13 protein-coding genes are annotated in these 15,433 nt (G+C 62.8%); 7 read left to right on the plus strand and 6 right to left on the minus strand.

Annotation, left to right across the window (positions count from 1 at the left end):
* Positions 1-56 precede the first annotated feature (56 nt).
* Complete coding sequence (locus tag QME24_RS20540; protein ID WP_192440882.1) at positions 57-1,532, minus strand: helicase HerA-like domain-containing protein; 1,476 nt, start codon at positions 1,530-1,532, stop codon at positions 57-59.
* 169 nt (positions 1,533-1,701) lie between these two features.
* On the opposite strand from QME24_RS20540, the gene QME24_RS20545 reads away from it, so the two are divergent.
* From QME24_RS20545 to QME24_RS20560, 4 genes are all read left to right on the plus strand, one after another.
* On the plus strand, positions 1,702-3,576 hold the full coding sequence (locus tag QME24_RS20545) for a methyl-accepting chemotaxis protein (protein ID WP_280091754.1): 1,875 nt from the start codon (positions 1,702-1,704) through the stop codon (positions 3,574-3,576).
* Positions 3,577-3,735: 159 nt separating this feature from the next.
* Positions 3,736-4,857: a glycosyltransferase family 1 protein gene (locus QME24_RS20550; RefSeq protein ID WP_235768974.1), complete on the plus strand. Its 1,122-nt coding sequence runs from the start codon at positions 3,736-3,738 to the stop codon at positions 4,855-4,857.
* The gene (locus QME24_RS20555; protein WP_235768041.1) at positions 4,850-5,614 is read left to right on the plus strand and encodes a DUF2334 domain-containing protein; all 765 of its coding nucleotides are present in this window, start codon (positions 4,850-4,852) and stop codon (positions 5,612-5,614) included. The genes QME24_RS20550 and QME24_RS20555 overlap by 8 nt, the downstream gene beginning before the upstream one ends.
* Positions 5,611-6,603, plus strand: a complete 993-nt coding sequence (locus QME24_RS20560; protein WP_235768042.1) for a lysylphosphatidylglycerol synthase transmembrane domain-containing protein — start codon at positions 5,611-5,613, stop codon at positions 6,601-6,603. Before QME24_RS20555 ends, QME24_RS20560 begins: the two co-directional genes overlap by 4 nt.
* Positions 6,604-6,812: 209 nt before the next feature.
* Here the strand turns inward: QME24_RS20560 and purU are convergent, their stop codons facing one another.
* Positions 6,813-7,664 carry a formyltetrahydrofolate deformylase gene (purU, locus tag QME24_RS20565; RefSeq protein WP_047149623.1) on the minus strand — a complete coding sequence of 284 codons (852 nt, stop codon included), beginning with the start codon at positions 7,662-7,664 and terminating at the stop codon, positions 6,813-6,815.
* A 284-nt stretch (positions 7,665-7,948) separates the two neighbouring features.
* Between purU and mvaT the strand changes: the two genes are divergently transcribed.
* Complete coding sequence (gene mvaT / locus QME24_RS20570) at positions 7,949-8,326, plus strand: histone-like nucleoid-structuring protein MvaT (protein ID WP_009685634.1); 378 nt, start codon at positions 7,949-7,951, stop codon at positions 8,324-8,326.
* 74 nt (positions 8,327-8,400) lie between these two features.
* Here the strand turns inward: mvaT and sbcB are convergent, their stop codons facing one another.
* The 3 genes from sbcB to QME24_RS20585 all read right to left on the minus strand — a co-directional run bounded on the left by sbcB (position 8,401) and on the right by QME24_RS20585 (position 10,763).
* Positions 8,401-9,834, minus strand: a complete 1,434-nt coding sequence (gene sbcB, locus QME24_RS20575) for an exodeoxyribonuclease I (RefSeq protein WP_235768043.1) — start codon at positions 9,832-9,834, stop codon at positions 8,401-8,403.
* A gap of 59 nt (positions 9,835-9,893) precedes the next feature.
* Positions 9,894-10,253, minus strand: a complete 360-nt coding sequence (locus QME24_RS20580; protein ID WP_009685637.1) for a PilZ domain-containing protein — start codon at positions 10,251-10,253, stop codon at positions 9,894-9,896.
* A gap of 123 nt (positions 10,254-10,376) precedes the next feature.
* The gene (locus QME24_RS20585; protein WP_009685638.1) at positions 10,377-10,763 is read right to left on the minus strand and encodes a hypothetical protein; all 387 of its coding nucleotides are present in this window, start codon (positions 10,761-10,763) and stop codon (positions 10,377-10,379) included.
* Between the two features lie 234 nt (positions 10,764-10,997).
* On the opposite strand from QME24_RS20585, the gene pyk reads away from it, so the two are divergent.
* Positions 10,998-12,452: a pyruvate kinase gene (gene pyk / locus QME24_RS20590; protein ID WP_009685639.1), complete on the plus strand. Its 1,455-nt coding sequence runs from the start codon at positions 10,998-11,000 to the stop codon at positions 12,450-12,452.
* Positions 12,453-12,581: 129 nt separating this feature from the next.
* Here the strand turns inward: pyk and QME24_RS20595 are convergent, their stop codons facing one another.
* Positions 12,582-13,502 (minus strand): iron-sulfur-binding ferredoxin reductase, encoded by a 921-nt coding sequence (locus QME24_RS20595; protein ID WP_054905765.1) that lies wholly within the window; start codon positions 13,500-13,502, stop codon positions 12,582-12,584.
* Between the two features lie 279 nt (positions 13,503-13,781).
* On the opposite strand from QME24_RS20595, the gene QME24_RS20600 reads away from it, so the two are divergent.
* Complete coding sequence (locus QME24_RS20600) at positions 13,782-15,305, plus strand: fumarate hydratase (RefSeq protein WP_009685641.1); 1,524 nt, start codon at positions 13,782-13,784, stop codon at positions 15,303-15,305.
* The last annotated feature ends 128 nt before the right edge of the window (positions 15,306-15,433 follow it).

Consider the following 15,433-nt stretch of genomic DNA (forward strand, 5'->3'; position numbering starts at 1 on the left):
TGGGCCCACAGGCAGTGCGCAAGGCCCAGGCTCGATACGGTCCAGGTGGCAGCCAACTATTTTTTCTTGCCCCCCAACAACGACCCCATCAACCCCCGCACCAGTTGCCGCCCCAACTGGTTGGCTGCCTGGCGCACCGCCGATTTGATCGCCTGCCCCGCCGCACTCTGCAAGAACTCACCGGCCTTGTCGGCAAAGCTCTCTTCATCGGCCTTCGGTTGCGGCGCCGGCTCCACCGCCTCACCTTTGCGCTGGGTCAGCATTTCATAGGCCGACTCACGGTCCACCGGCTTGTCATAGCGCCCGGCCAGCGGCGAAGCAGCAATCAGCGCACCGCGCTCCGCAGCACTCAACGGCCCGATCCGCGATTGCGGCGGTGCCACCAACACGCGCTGGACCATGGCCGGGGTGCCCTTCTCTTCAAGCGCCCCCAGTAGCGCTTCGCCAATGCCCAGTTCGGTGAGCACGCTCAAGGTGTCGAACGCTGGGTTGGGGCGCAAGCCATCGGCTACCGCCCGCAATGCCTTCTGCTCCTTCGCCGTGAATGCCCGCAAGCCATGCTGAATGCGCAAGCCCAACTGGGCCAGCACCGCATCCGGCAAGTCACCCGGCGACTGGGTGACGAAGAACACGCCCACACCTTTGGACCGGATCAGCCGTACCACCTGCTCCAGGCGCTCCTGCAGCGCCTTGGGCGTGCCGTTGAACAACAGGTGCGCCTCGTCGAAGAACAACGCCAGCAGCGGTTTTTCGGCATCGCCGCGCTCGGGCAACTGCTCGAACAATTCAGCCAGCAGCCACAACAGGAAGGTGGAGTAGACCTTGGGGGCTTCATGCACCAAGCGGCTGGCATCAAGCAGGTGGATACGGCCGCGGCCATCGGGGTCCGGGCGCAGCACGTCTTCCAGTTGCAACGCCGGCTCGCCGAACAGCGCCTCGGCCCCCTGTTGCTCGAGGGTTGCCAGCCGGCGCAACAAGGCCTGGGTCGAGGCGGTGGTCATCAGCGCGCTGTCTTCACCCAGCAATTGCGGGTTGTCTTTCAAGTGGGCAAGCAGCGCCTTGAGGTCTTTCAGGTCGAGCAGCAACAGGCCTTCACGGTCGGCCACCTTGAACGCTGCATACAACGCCGCCTGCTGGCTGTCGGTCAGTTCCAGCAAGTTGCCCAGCAGCAGCGGCCCCATTTCACTGAGGGTCGTGCGCAGCGGGTGGCCGGACTGCCCCGCGATATCCCACAACGTCACCGGGTAGGCCCGTGGCGTATGCCCAAGCCACGGCATGCCGGCGATGCGCTCGGCCACCTTGCCCTGCGGTGCACCGGCGGCGCCCAGGCCACACAAGTCGCCTTTCACGTCGGCGGCAAACACCGCGACCCCGGCGTCACTGAACACTTCCGCCAGGCGTTGCAAGGTGACGGTCTTGCCGGTACCGGTGGCGCCTGCCACCAGGCCGTGGCGGTTGGCCAGGCGCATGGCTTGCCCGAGCGGCTGGCCATCCGGGCCCGATCCCACAACTATGGTCGAAGTTTCCAACATCTCTTTAATCCCCTGCTCAAGCTTTAACTGAAACCGGCCGATACCTTCGGGTGATATTCGTCTTAGAAGAGAGGAACAACCGAAAAGGGATTTTTCCGGATATTGCACAGCCTTGCGGCCTCACTCGTGCGAACGCCCTGATTAAAACCTTAGCGGAACCGATTACGCCATGAATAAAAGCCTGCGTTTCAGCCACAAGATACTGTTGGCCGCCTCACTGATCGTCATACTCGCCTTCAGCCTTTTCACCCTTTACAACGATTACCTGCAGCGTAATGCCATCCGCGAGGACCTGGAAAACTACCTGGCTGAAATGGGTACTTCCACGTCCACCAACATCCGCAACCTGTTCGACGGGCGTATCAAACTGGTGGAAAACCTGGCGCAGAACATTGCCCAGAACCCGGCCAACGCTGAAACATTCATGGGCCAGCGCGCACTGCTCTCCAGCTTCCTGACCGTTTACCTGGGCAAGATCGACGGCGGCTTCAGTGTTCGCCCGGACGCGAAGATGCCCGACGGCTACGACCCTCGCACCCGGCCCTGGTACAAGGATGGCATGAATGCCAGCGGGGCCATGTTGACCGAACCTTACATCGACATAACCACCAACAAGATGGTCATCGGCATCCTCAGCAAGGTCTCCAGCAGCGTGGGTGTGGTCGGTGGCGACCTGACGCTGGACGGCCTGGTGCAAATCATCAACTCGCTGGACTTTGGTGGTATGGGCTATGCGTTCCTGGTCAATGACCAGGGCAAGATCCTGGTACACCCGGACCAGGCCCTGGTGATGAAGTCGCTGTCAGACCTGTTCCCGCAACACACACCCAAGCTGAGCAACGAACTGACCGAAGTGCAAAGCGACGGCCAGGCACGCTTGCTGACCTTCACTCCGATCACCGGCCTGCCCTCGGCCAATTGGTACATCGGCCTGTCGGTGGACAAGGCCAAGGCCTTCTCGATGCTGAGCACCTTCCGCACCTCGGCAGTGGTTGCCACGGTCGTCGCCGTGGTCATCATCATCGCCTTGCTCGGCTTGCTGATTCGCGTACTGATGCAGCCGTTGCACACCATGACCCGCGCCATGGAAGACATCGCCGAAGGTGAGGGCGACCTGACCAAGCGCCTGCGCATCCATAACCATGATGAATTCGGCGTTCTCGGCAACGCCTTCAACCGCTTCGTCGAGCGTATTCACAGCAGCATCCGCGAAGTGTCCTCGGCCACCGAGCAAGTCAATGAAGTGGCGCTGCGGGTGATCAGCGCCTCGAACTCATCAATGACCAACTCCGATGAGCAGGCCAACCGCACCAACAGCGTGGCCGCGGCCATCAACGAACTGGGTGCCGCGGCCCAGGAAATCGCCGGCAACGCTGCCCAGGCCTCGCAGCACGCCAGCTCCGCAAGGCTGCTGGCCGAAGAAGGCCAACAGGTGGTCGAGCGCAACATTGCGGCGATGAACCGGCTCTCGGACCTGATCGTCACCTCCAGCGAACACATCGAGACCCTCAACAGCAAAACCGTGAACATCGGCCAGATTCTGGAAGTGATTACCAGTATCTCCCAGCAGACCAACCTGCTGGCATTGAACGCCGCCATCGAAGCGGCCCGCGCCGGTGAAGCCGGGCGTGGTTTCGCCGTGGTGGCCGATGAGGTACGCAACCTGGCCCACCGCACCCAGGAATCGGCGCAACAGGTGCAGGCCATGATCGAAGAACTGCAGGTGGGTGCCCGCGCATCGGTCGAAACCATGGATCAGAGCCAGCGCCACAGCACCGACAGCATGCAGATCGCCAACCAGGCCGGCGAACGGCTGGACAGCGTGACCGTGCGCATTGGCGAAATCGATGGCATGAACCAGTCGGTGGCCACCGCCACCGAGGAGCAGACTGCCGTGGTCGAAGCCATCAACATGGATATCAACGAGATCAACATGCTCAACCAGGAAGGTGTGGAGAACCTGCAGGCCACCCTGCGTGCGTGCTCCGACCTGGAGCAGCAGGCCGGGCGCCTGAAGCACCTGGTGGGCAGTTTCCGGATCTAGTCCCACGTGCCCCAGGGGAGCAGGTACACCTCCTCCCCTGGGGCAGCTTGCCGCGCAACCCCGATCGAACAAACTATCCTTCTGAAAGGTCAACCTTTAGGCGTGTCATCGCCGCCAACCAAGCGCCAGATGACAGACCCGAAAGACGATCCCGGAGGGATGCTGATCGTGCACATCGCCGACATCACCATGTTCTACGCCCCCGCCAGCGGTGGCGTACGAACTTATCTTGATGCCAAACATCACCGCCTCGACGCCATCCAGGGCGTACGCCATAGCCTGTTGATTCCTGGTGCCAGCGCCCACAATGCCGACGGCATCTACCAAGTACCGGCACTGCCGCTACCTTTTGGCAAAGGCTACCGCTTCCCGGTACGCCTGGCCCCGTGGTGCAAAACCCTGCGTTCGCTCAAGCCGGACCTGATCGAGGTCGGCGACCCGTACCTGACTGCCTGGGCGGCGCTGGAGGCCCGGCGCCAGCTGGACGTGCCGGTAATCGGCTTCTACCACTCCGACCTGCCGCTGCTGGTCAGCAACCGCATGGGCAACTGGTTCACGCCCAATGTCGAGGCCTATGTCAGCAAGCTATATGGGAATTTCGACCGGGTGCTGGCCCCCAGCCGGGTCATGGCCGACAAACTGCGCCGTCTGGGCGTGCGCGATGTACACGTACAACCGCTGGGCGTGGACCTGACCACGTTCCACCCGTCCAAACGCGACGCCAATGTGCGTGCCGAACTGGGTATCGCCGATACCACCCGCCTGCTGATCTACGCCGGGCGTGGCTCCCGGGAAAAGAACCTGCCGATATTGCTGGCCTGCATGCAGCAGCTGGGCCACCCCTACCACCTGCTGTTGGTGGGCTCCGGCATGCCCGCCAATGTGCCGGACAACGTCAGTGTCATCGGCCAGTTCTGCCCGCCCGAGGAGGTCGCCCGGCTGATGGCCAGCGCCGACCTGCTGGTGCATGCCGGCGACCAGGAAACCTTCGGCCTGGTGATTCTCGAAGCCATGGCCAGTGCAACGCCAGTGGTCGCCGTGCGCGCGGGTGCCTTCGGCGAAATCGTCAATGACCAGTGCGGCCGCCTGTGTACAGCCAACGATGCCCAGGCCATGGCCACAGCCGTGCGCGAGGCATTCGAGGCAGGTGTGCGCAAGCTGGGCGCGCAGGCCCGCCGCCACGTCGAGCAGCACTATTCATGGGACAACGTGGTCGCGGGCCTGCTGCAGCACTACCAGGCCGTGCTCGGCCATCAGCCTCTGGTGCGCGCCCATGCTTGAGTCACGCCCCGCACCGCGTAGCCTGATGCTGGTACTGCACGATGTCGCGCCTGAAACATGGCCCGACTACCAACCTTTCGTGGAGGCGGTGGATGCTATCGGCGGTGTGCCCATGACTTGGCTGGTGGTTCCGGACTTTCACCAGCGCAACCCGCTGTTGCGCTCACCGGCGTTCTGCCGCCTGCTTGAACGGCGCCTGGCCGAGGGCGACGAACTGGCGCTGCATGGCTACTACCATGCCGACAACGGCCCGCCGCCGCGCACGCCAGGCGACTTCTTCATGCGCCGTATCTATACCCACGAAGGCGAGTTCTATGGCCTTGATCAACAGCAGGCCATGCAGCGCCTGGAACAGGGCCTGGCCGTGTTCGCACAACAGCAATGGCCGGTGGCAGGTTTCGTGGCGCCAGCCTGGTTGATGAGCGAAGGCACCCGCCAGGCGCTGCGCCAGCTGCCTTTGCGCTACACCAGCACACCGCAGCACCTGTACCGCTTGCCCGAGTTCACCCCGATCAAGGCGCCAGGGCTGGTGTGGAGCGCCCGCAGTGCCTGGCGCCGGGGGCTGTCGCGGGCCCTGTGCGACTGGCAGTGCAGACGGTGGCAGAACGCCGAAACCCTGCGCCTGGGCCTGCACCCGGTGGACATGCGCCACCGTAGCTCCCGCGAGTACTGGCTCAATACCCTGCGCACCTTGATGGCCCAAGGTCGCGAACCCCTCACCAAGTCCGCCTGGCTTGACCGCCAGGTAAGCGCATGAGCCGTCTGGCCTGGCTAGGCCTGGCACTTGTCGCAGCAATGCTGGTGCCAGCCCTGCTTGGCGGCAGGGACCTGCTGCCCCGGTTGCAAGGGTTCGATCCTGGCCTGTTGCTGACCCTGCTGGGCATGATCCTGCTGTGCTGGGTGATCAACGCCATGCGCCTGCGCCTGTTGCTGGGCCAGCAAGGCGCAAGGCTTGGGCACCTGCGCAGCCTGGGCGTGGTGATGGCCACCGAGTTCGCCATCTGCACCACCCCCGGCGGCAGTGGTGGCCCGTTAACCCTGATGGCGCTGCTGGCACGCGAGCGCATCGGCCCGGCGCGCAGTGGCGCCGTGTTCGCCATGGACCAATTGAACGACCTGCTGTTCTTTTTCTGCGCGATGCTGGCGATTGCGGGCTACGCATTGTTTCACAGCCTGGGCCACAGCCAGCAAAACATGTTGCTGGGCAGTGCGTTGCTGCTGTGCAGTGCGCTGGTTGGGGTGATCGGCTTGCTGCGCTACCGCCGCGCGCTCATGCGCCTCAACGGCAGGCTGCTGCAACGCCTGGGCGTGGCCGCGCCGCGCAAGCGCCGCTGGGCCCGCAAACTGCTGCACTTCATCGCCGCACTGGCGCAGACCTGGCAGTTGCCCAAGCGCACGCTGGCGCTGGTGTTTACCCTCACCTGCATCCACTGGGGGCTGCGCTACAGCGTGTTGTACCTGGTATTGCGCGGGTTGGGCGGGGAGCTGGCATGGATCCCCAGCTTTCTGGTGCAGATGCTGTCGCTCAGTGCCGGGCAATTCAGCCTGCTACCGGGCGGGGCAGGTGCGGCCGAGCTGACGTCTGCAAGCCTGCTGACGCCGCTGGTGGGCAGCTCCACCGCCGCCGCGGCGATCCTCATCTGGCGGGCAGTCACTTATTACTTTTACCTGCTGGCAGGCGGGCCGGTGTTCGTGTGCCTGCTGGCGCGTCCGTTGCTGACGCGCTGGCGGCGCCAGGCGGGTTGAGCCGCTGCCACAGTTCGGCGGCGCCGGGGAAATCGGTGCCGTCGGTGTCGGCCAGCGCTTGCGGGTCATAGCGCGCCAGGCAGCCTTCACCTACGGTGGGCGGGGCCGTGGCGGTGGGTTGGTTGCGCCGTTTGGCCATCGGTATGTTCCTCAAGCGTAGCGATAGGGCTGCCGAGCAGCCCCAAAGGCTTGCAGGCAACCCAACGGTATCAGTCGAAGACCACCGTCTTGTTGCCATGCACAAGCACGCGGTCTTCGAGGTGATAACGCAGGCCACGTGCCAGCACCATCTTTTCCACATCACGGCCAAAGCGAACCATGTCTTCGATGCTGTCGGCGTGGCTCACGCGCACCACGTCCTGCTCGATGATCGGGCCGGCATCCAGTTCTTCGGTGACGTAGTGGCACGTTGCACCGATCAGCTTCACCCCACGCAGCGCGGCCTGGTGGTAAGGCTTGGCACCCACGAACGACGGCAGGAAACTGTGGTGAATGTTGATGACCTTCTCCGCGTAGTCCCGGCACAGTTGCGGCGGCAGGATTTGCATGTAGCGGGCCAGCACCACGACATCGGCCGCGTGTTCTTCGACCAGGCGCGACACTTCGGCAAAGGCCGGGGCCTTGTCCTTGGGGTCGACCGGTACATGGAAGAACGGTATGCCGTGCCACTCGACCATGCTGCGCAGGTCGTCGTGGTTGGAAATGACACACGGGATCTCGCAGTCCAGTTCATCGGTATGCCAGCGGTGCAACAGGTCAGCCAGGCAATGCGACTCGCGGCTGGCCATCAGCACCACGCGCTTTTTCTGCGCCGAGTCGGTTATCCGCCAGGTCATGGAGAACTCTTCGGCAATCGGCGCAAACGCCTCACGGAAGGCTTCGATACCGAAGGGCAATGATTCGGCGCGGATTTCATGACGCATGAAGAACCAGCCGCTCTGCTCATCGGAATGATGGCTGGCTTCGTTGATCCAGCCATTGTACAAGGCCAGGAAATTACTGACTTTCGCCACGATCCCTACACGGTCGGGGCAGGCGATCACCAGACGATAGGTGCGCATGAATGAGACTCCAGAACTTCGCAAAGGCGCTTATTCTAGCGGCACGCAAGGAAAAGCGCAGTATTGATTGCAGCGGCCGCGGCCACTGTAGCAACCACGCTGGCAATGTGGACACTATCTGACACAGCCGGCGAAATGGCACACGCTAATGTAAATTTTTGTTCACCTGAGAAATATTGTCACAGCTTAATCAACAGTTAATTGCCCAACATTATGTTTACTTGCGAGTATCGGCTGTCTATTATTGCCCCACACATTTCTGAACACGCATTAAGGAACACTCCATGTCCCTGATCAACGAGTACCGCGCCACCGAAGAAGCCATCAAAGAACTTCAGGCTCGCCTGGCCAACCTGTCGCAGGACGACAAGCTGAAGAAAGAGCTGGAGTTCGAAGGCAAACTGCGCAACCTGATGGGCGAGTACTCCAAGTCCCTGCGCGACGTGATTGCCCTGCTCGACCCAGAGTCGAAACTGAGCAAAGCACCGCGTGGCACCGTCAAGGCTGTTGCTACCAAGCGTGCCCGCAAGGTCAAGCAATACAAGAACCCGCACAACGGTGAAGTGATCGAAACCAAAGGCGGCAACCACAAGACCCTGAAAGAGTGGAAAGCCAAGTGGGGCGGCGACGTGGTCGAGAGCTGGGCTACCCTGCTGGACTGATTGTTCAGCCCGGGCCTTTGCTTATCGCAAACAAAAACGCCGGCACATTGCCGGCGTTTTTGTTTGTCTGCCCTTCAGTCAATTGCAAACTGTTGTTGCAAGTTCCGGGCATGTAGTTGCCATGCCTCCAGCACCCGCCGCCCGGCCTCGTCGGCGCGCTCCCAGGCTTGCAGGCGCGCCTGCTCGAAATCACCCAATGTGTTCGGCGCCCCCCACTGCGGCTGGCTAAGGCGCTGCTGGCAGAACGCATACCACCGCTGGCGCTCCTCGGGGGTCAAGGTGTCCGGAAAGTTGCGCGCCCGGTAACGGAACAACAGCTCAGGCAAGCGCGGGTCATCGAACAGCCACTGCCCCCGGCCCAATTGCGCCGGCTCCAGCGCACGAACTTGCTCGCATAGACGCCGGTCACGGTCACCAATAAAACCGTTATACAACTGCTGCTCCGGGTCCTCACTCGGCGCGAAATCGTCCTTGCCGTAAATGTGCTCCAGCTTGTCCTGCCATTGCGCCTGTTGATCGGCCAACTGTTCACCGCGCGATTGTAACAACGTCAAGTCGATACCCAGCCGCTGTTGATCGGCAGGGCGTAATACCGACAGTGGCGCAAGTACCGGGCAGCGATTGATCTGTACCAGTTTAAGCGGCACCGGTAGTTCGCCCTCGGCCAAATCCTCGTGCCGGGTGTACAAGCGCTGACGCAATACTTCAGCACTTTCCCTGAGTAATGGCAGGGTTTCCTGATGCAGGTCGCAGACAATCAGTGCATTGCGATTGTGCGGGTGCCAGGCCAATGGCAAGACCACCCCCAGGTAATTACGCGCTGCTGAAAAACGCCCGGATACATGCACCAGCGGTTGTAGCAAGCGGATCTGTTCCATGACTTTATGCTTGCTGCGCAACTGGAACAGCCAGTCATACAACTTGGGCTGTTTTTGCCGGATCAGTCGCGCCAGGGCAATGGTTGCCCGCACGTCGGAAAGCGCTTCATGCGCATGCCCGTGATCAATGCCGTTGGCCTTGCTCAACAGCTCCAGACGCAGGCTGGTGCGCCCGTCCTGCTGCGGCCACTCGATGCCCTCCGGGCGCAGGGCGTAGGCCGTGCGCACGATGTCGATCAGGTCCCAGCGGCTGTTGCCGCCCTGCCATTCACGGGCATAGGGGTCGAAAAAATTCCGGTACAGGCTGTAGCGGGTCACTTCGTCATCGAAACGCAGGGTGTTGTAGCCCGCCCCACAGGTGCCTGGTTGGGCCAGCTGCGCATGCACGCGGGTCATGAATTCGGCTTCGCACAGGCCCTGCTCGGCCAGTAACTGCGGGGTGATGCCAGTCACCAGGCACGCAGCCGGGTGCGGCAGAATATCGTCGGCGGGGCGGCAGTAAAGGCTGATCGGCTCGTCGATCTCGTTGAGGTCGAAGTCGGTGCGCAGGCCGGCGACCTGCAGCGGCCGGTCACAGCGCGGGTTGATGCCGGTGGTTTCGTAGTCGTGCCAGAAAATGCTGGGGGTCACGGGGTCGTCCTGTCTTGCGAGGTCGACCCGATTCTAACGCGATTCCAGGGCGCCAAGGCTCAGGCAGAGGCGTTGGCCGGGCGGAAGCTGAAATAGTCGCGCAGCGAGCGCACGAAATCGTCGTACTCGCGCGGGGCCTGCAGCAGCATGAAGCCCGAATCGTAATGCCCAGGGGTCTGGTCCTCACTGCACCACAGGCAACTGGCGGTCAAGTTGACGAACTGGAACCCGCCGCCGGCCAGCGGCATGCGAAGTTGCAGTTCATAATCGGGCCCTACCAGCACGGGCAGTTGGCTGATGACCATCAGGCCGTCTTCCGAGGCGTTGCCGAGCAGGCCGATTTCCTGGTCGGTAAAGCGGTTGAACACCTTGAGGGCACAAGGGAGCTGATGGCGTTCGATGCGGCGTTTGTTGAACATGATGGCGAGTGTATTCCGTACCTGATGCCAGGAATACAAGGTACTGGCGGTTGTTGTAACAGCTGGGTTACAGATTAGCGCAGCACGCGCCGCGAATCCCGTGAAATAAACCACACCTTTGTATTAGCGCCAAGGTGCAGTAGTCGCCGGCCGGGCCACGGCCGCTTCGGTACCGCGCAAATGGCCGAGCTTCTCCAGCGTCTGCAGGCGGGCCTGGGCGCGATAGGCGTACTCGTTGCGCGGGTATTGCTGGATCAGGTACTGGTAGGTCTGGGCGGCGTCCACGTACAACGCCTGGCGCTCCAGGCACTGGCCGCGCAGCAGCGACACTTCGGGGTGGATGAACGGGCGCGCGCGGCTGGTACGGTCTACTTGTGACAGCTCCAGCATCACCCGCGCGCAATCACCCCGGTCATAGGCGCGATAGGCATTGTTCAGGTGGTGGTCCATGGACCAGCGGGTACAGCCGACAGCACTGGCGGCGAGGGCGAAAACGATCAGGGCTCGCATGGCAATCTCCTTTGATAGCAAACCTATCGGCCGCTGTCGGGTTTTCTTCAGCGGCGAGCGACAAGTGCCAGGCCGCCACGAGGGGCATGAATGCCGCACGCGCTTTTCTCTGTAGCTTACTGCTTGTAGCTTGCAGCTGCCCTACCCCGGAAGTCACAGGTAGTGCAACGGAACAATGACTACAGCGAGATTCAGGAGTAGCCTTTCGCTGCGCTTCACTATAGGAGTCTGTGCATGAGCATCCGCCGTACCAAAATCGTCGCCACCCTTGGCCCCGCCAGCAACTCGCCGGAAGTGATCGAACAGCTGATCCTCGCCGGTCTCGACGTGGCACGCCTGAACTTCTCCCACGGCACGCCGGACGAGCACAAGGCCCGCGCGCGCCTGATCCGCGACATCGCTGCCAAGAACGGCCGCCATGTTGCACTGCTGGGCGACCTGCAGGGTCCGAAGATCCGCATCGCGAAGTTCGCCAACAAGCGCATCGAACTGAAGATCGGTGACAAGTTCACCTTCTCCACCGCCCACCCGCTGACCGAAGGCAACCAGGATATCGTCGGCATCGACTACCCGGACCTGGTCAAGGACTGCGGTGTCGGTGACGAACTTCTGCTCGACGATGGCCGCGTGGTCATGCGCGTCGAAACCGCCACCGCCGATGCCCTGCACTGCGTGGTGATCATCGGTGGCCCGCTGTCGGACCACAAGGGCATCAACCGTAAAGGTGGCGGCCTGACCGCACCGGCCCTGACCGAAAAGGACAAGGCCGACATCAAGCTGGCTGCGGAAATGGACCTGGACTACCTGGCCGTGTCGTTCCCGCGGGACGCCAGCGACATGGAATACGCGCGCAAGCTGCGTGACGAGTCCGGTGGCAGCGCCTGGCTGGTGGCCAAGATCGAGCGCGCCGAAGCCGTTGCCGACGACGAGACCCTGGACAAGCTGATCCTCGCTTCCGATGCCGTCATGGTCGCCCGCGGTGACCTGGGCGTGGAAATCGGCGACGCCGAGCTGATCGCCATTCAGAAGAAGATCATCCAGCACGCTCGCCGCAACAACAAGGCAGTGATCGTGGCGACCCAGATGATGGAGTCGATGATCCAGAACCCGATGCCGACCCGTGCCGAAGTGTCCGACGTGGCCAACGCCGTGCTCGACAACACCGACGCGGTCATGCTGTCGGCGGAAAGTGCTGCCGGTTCGTACCCGATCGAAGCCGTACAGGCCATGGCCCGCATCTGCTCCGGTGCCGAGAAGCACCCGACCAGCCAGCGCTCCAGCCACCGCCTGCACACCACCTTCGAGCGCTGCGACGAAAGCATCGCCCTGGCGGCGATGTACACGGCCAACCACTTCCCGGGCGTGAAGGCGATCATCGCCTTGACTGAAAGCGGCTACACCCCGCTGATCATGTCGCGCCTGCGCTCGCACGTGCCGATCTTCGCGCTCTCGCCGCACCGCGCGACCCAGGCACGGGCCAACATGTTCCGTGGCGTCTACCCGATTGCCTTCGACCCCGCTTCGCTGCCCGCCGACAAAGTCAGCCAGGCAGCTGTCGACGAACTGCTCAAGCGTGGCTTGGTAGAACAAGGCGACTGGGTGATCCTGACCAAAGGGGACAGCTACCACACCATCGGTGGCACCAATGGCATGAAGATCCTGCATGTGGGTGATCCGCTGGTCGGCTGAGCCTGCCTCAAAGAGGGGCCGCTCTGCGGCCCTTCGCGGGCATGCCCGCTCCTACAGGTACAGCGTCAGCCTCACCCCTGTGGGAGCGGGCGAGCCCGCGAATAGGCCGGCACAGTCAACCTGGCTGCCTCAGGCATGTTCAACGAAGACGTCAGTAAATACTTGCCCCCGCGGCACGCCGGCAATGAACAGCCGCCGCGCAAACCGATCCACACTCCCCGCTGCCCCACACACCAGCGCCACCGTCTGCCGCGAAGGCGGGCGCAACCGCGCCAGCGCTTCATCCATCTGCGCTTCCAGCACCAGCTCGACCTGCACGCCTTGCAGCTGCATCAGGGGTTCAGCCAGATAGTGCCCGGCGCTGTTGCGCGCCACATGCAGCACCCGAATCTCGCCGCGATGCCCCTGCCGCACAGCCTCACGCAAGATCCCCCACAACGGCGCAAGCCCGGTTCCGGCTGCCAGCAGCCAGAGCGGCCGATCCTGCCAATCCAGGTCGTAGTGCAACGCCCCCCCCCTGAATTCGCCCAGGCGCAGCACATCTGCTACCTGCAAACCACGAGCCTTGTCGCAAAAGGCGCCGGGGCGCCGGCAATCGATGTGAAACTCCAGGAAGTCATCTTCCCCCGGCAGGCTGGCCAGTGAATAAGGCCGCGCTACCGAACCATTCCACAGCACCACATGCTGCCCCGCCTGGTAACGCACCGCCCGCTCGGGCCGTAGCCGTACACGCAACACGTCACCGTACCAGTCCAGCGCACAGACGTGCGCCGGCACACCATCGCGCTGCGGGTCGAACAGCGCCACATTCAAGTCCTCGATCACCCTGCACTGGCAAGCCAGGCGCCAGCCCAGGGCGTGCTGGTCCAGGGCCAGGGCCTCAGGCATGGCGTCCAGCGGCTGCCCGGCCTGGCAGTGCACCAGGCAGGCGTGGCAGCTTCCGGCGCGGCAGCTGTAGGGCACGTTGAGCCCAGCCTCGTTCAGGGCATCGAGCAGGTTGCTGCCGGTCGGCACCGCCCAGCGGTGCTCGCCTACGCAAAGTTCGGGCATCTTCAGGTATCTCTTCCCGCTTCAGGTTGTGGGGGGGCGCTCTGCGCGCCCGTCGATAGTAAGGCCAACCACAGGCGTCAGCAGCAAAAAGGATGCCCAGCCCCAACCGACCAAGGTCCAGACCACTCGCAGGTGTGTCACGCGGTGAGGCACGCTATACTGCCGCGCCCTTTTGCGTCGGCCATGCTGCCGGCGCGCCTTTGCAAGGCGTCTCGACATGCTGGTCGGCACCGTCGAGCGTCTCTATGAATGTTCCCGTCTTTAAGAGGAGCGCGCTGCATGACCGTGATCAAGCAAGACGACCTGATTCAGAGCGTCGCCGACGCCCTGCAATTCATCTCGTACTACCACCCCGTCGATTTCATCCAGGCCATGCACGAGGCCTATCTGCGCGAAGAATCGCCTGCTGCCCGCGACTCCATCGCCCAGATCCTGATCAACTCGCGCATGTGCGCCACCGGCCACCGCCCGATCTGCCAGGACACCGGTATCGTCACCGTGTTCGTACGCGTGGGTATGGATGTGCGCTGGGACGGTGCCACCCTGAGCGTCGACGACATGATCAACGAAGGTGTGCGTCGCGCCTACAACCTGCCTGAAAACGTCCTGCGTGCCTCGATCCTGGCCGACCCGGCCGGTGCCCGCAAGAACACCAAGGACAACACCCCGGCCGTTATCCACTATTCCATCGTGCCTGGCGACAAGGTCGAGGTCGATGTCGCCGCCAAGGGCGGCGGCTCGGAGAACAAGTCGAAGATGGCCATGCTCAACCCGTCCGACTCGATCGTCGACTGGGTGCTCAAGACCGTACCGACCATGGGTGCTGGCTGGTGCCCGCCTGGCATGCTCGGCATCGGCATTGGCGGTACCGCCGAGAAGGCCGCGGTCATGGCCAAGGAAGTGTTGATGGAGTCCATCGACATTCATGAGCTCAAAGCCCGTGGCCCGCAGAACCGCCTGGAAGAAATCCGCCTGGAGCTGTTCGAGAAGGTCAACCAACTGGGCATCGGTGCCCAGGGCCTGGGTGGCCTGACCACCGTGCTCGACGTGAAGATCATGGACTACCCGACCCACGCCGCTTCGCTGCCGGTGTGCATGATCCCCAACTGCGCCGCCACCCGCCACGCGCACTTCGTGCTCGATGGCTCCGGCCCGGCCGAGCTGGAAGCGCCATCGCTGGACGCCTACCCGGAAATCGTCTGGGAAGCCGGCCCAAGCGCACGTCGCGTCAACCTCGACGATATCACCCCGGAAGAAGTCGCCAGCTGGAAGCCGGGCGAAACCATCCTGCTCAACGGCAAGATGCTGACCGGCCGCGACGCCGCGCACAAGCGCATGGTGGAAATGCTCAACCGTGGCGAAGCGCTGCCAGTGGACCTCAAAGGCCGCTTCATCTACTACGTTGGCCCGGTCGACCCAGTCGGTGACGAAGTGGTTGGCCCTGCCGGCCCGACCACCGCGACCCGCATGGACAAGTTCACCCGCCAGATCCTCGAGCAGACGGGCCTGCTGGGCATGATCGGCAAGTCCGAACGTGGCCCCACCGCGATCGAAGCGATCAAGGACAACAAGGCCGTATACCTGATGGCTGTGGGCGGCGCTGCCTATCTGGTAGCCCAGGCTATCCGCAAGTCCAAGGTACTGGCCTTCGCCGAACTGGGCATGGAAGCGATCTACGAGTTCGAGGTCAAGGACATGCCAGTTACTGTTGCCGTAGACAGCAACGGTGAGTCGGTGCACATCACTGGCCCTGCCCTGTGGCAGAGCAAGATTGCCCAGAGCCTGGCAGTCGAAGTCAAGTAAGCCTGATGTAACAGCGGCGCCGGCTTCGCGGGTGAACCCGCTCCTACAGGGTGAACTGCGCCCCTGACGTTGGACAAAAATCCAACCTCAGGGGCGTTTCATATGAGCAAGTACACCAGACAGTTTAA

The sequence above is a fragment of the Pseudomonas sp. PARCl1 genome (assembly GCF_947311875.1).
GTDB classification, from domain to species: domain Bacteria; phylum Pseudomonadota; class Gammaproteobacteria; order Pseudomonadales; family Pseudomonadaceae; genus Aquipseudomonas; species Aquipseudomonas juntendi.

Bases quoted from the DNA above. Each gene is read 5' to 3' on its own strand.
- QME24_RS20580 (WP_009685637.1), bottom strand. From the start codon at position 10,253: ATGTTCAACAAACGCCGCATCGAACGCCATCAGCTCCCTTGTGCCCTC.
- QME24_RS20540 (WP_192440882.1), bottom strand. From the start codon at position 1,532: ATGTTGGAAACTTCGACCATAGTTGTGGGATCGGGCCCGGATGGCCAG.
- QME24_RS20550 (WP_235768974.1), top strand. From the start codon at position 3,736: ATGCTGATCGTGCACATCGCCGACATCACCATGTTCTACGCCCCCGCC.
- QME24_RS20600 (WP_009685641.1), top strand. From the start codon at position 13,782: ATGACCGTGATCAAGCAAGACGACCTGATTCAGAGCGTCGCCGACGCC.
- QME24_RS20585 (WP_009685638.1), bottom strand. From the start codon at position 10,763: ATGCGAGCCCTGATCGTTTTCGCCCTCGCCGCCAGTGCTGTCGGCTGT.
- mvaT (WP_009685634.1), top strand. From the start codon at position 7,949: ATGTCCCTGATCAACGAGTACCGCGCCACCGAAGAAGCCATCAAAGAA.
- purU (WP_047149623.1), bottom strand. From the start codon at position 7,664: ATGCGCACCTATCGTCTGGTGATCGCCTGCCCCGACCGTGTAGGGATC.
- QME24_RS20595 (WP_054905765.1), bottom strand. From the start codon at position 13,502: ATGCCCGAACTTTGCGTAGGCGAGCACCGCTGGGCGGTGCCGACCGGC.
- QME24_RS20545 (WP_280091754.1), top strand. From the start codon at position 1,702: ATGAATAAAAGCCTGCGTTTCAGCCACAAGATACTGTTGGCCGCCTCA.
- pyk (WP_009685639.1), top strand. From the start codon at position 10,998: ATGAGCATCCGCCGTACCAAAATCGTCGCCACCCTTGGCCCCGCCAGC.
- QME24_RS20560 (WP_235768042.1), top strand. From the start codon at position 5,611: ATGAGCCGTCTGGCCTGGCTAGGCCTGGCACTTGTCGCAGCAATGCTG.
- QME24_RS20555 (WP_235768041.1), top strand. From the start codon at position 4,850: ATGCTTGAGTCACGCCCCGCACCGCGTAGCCTGATGCTGGTACTGCAC.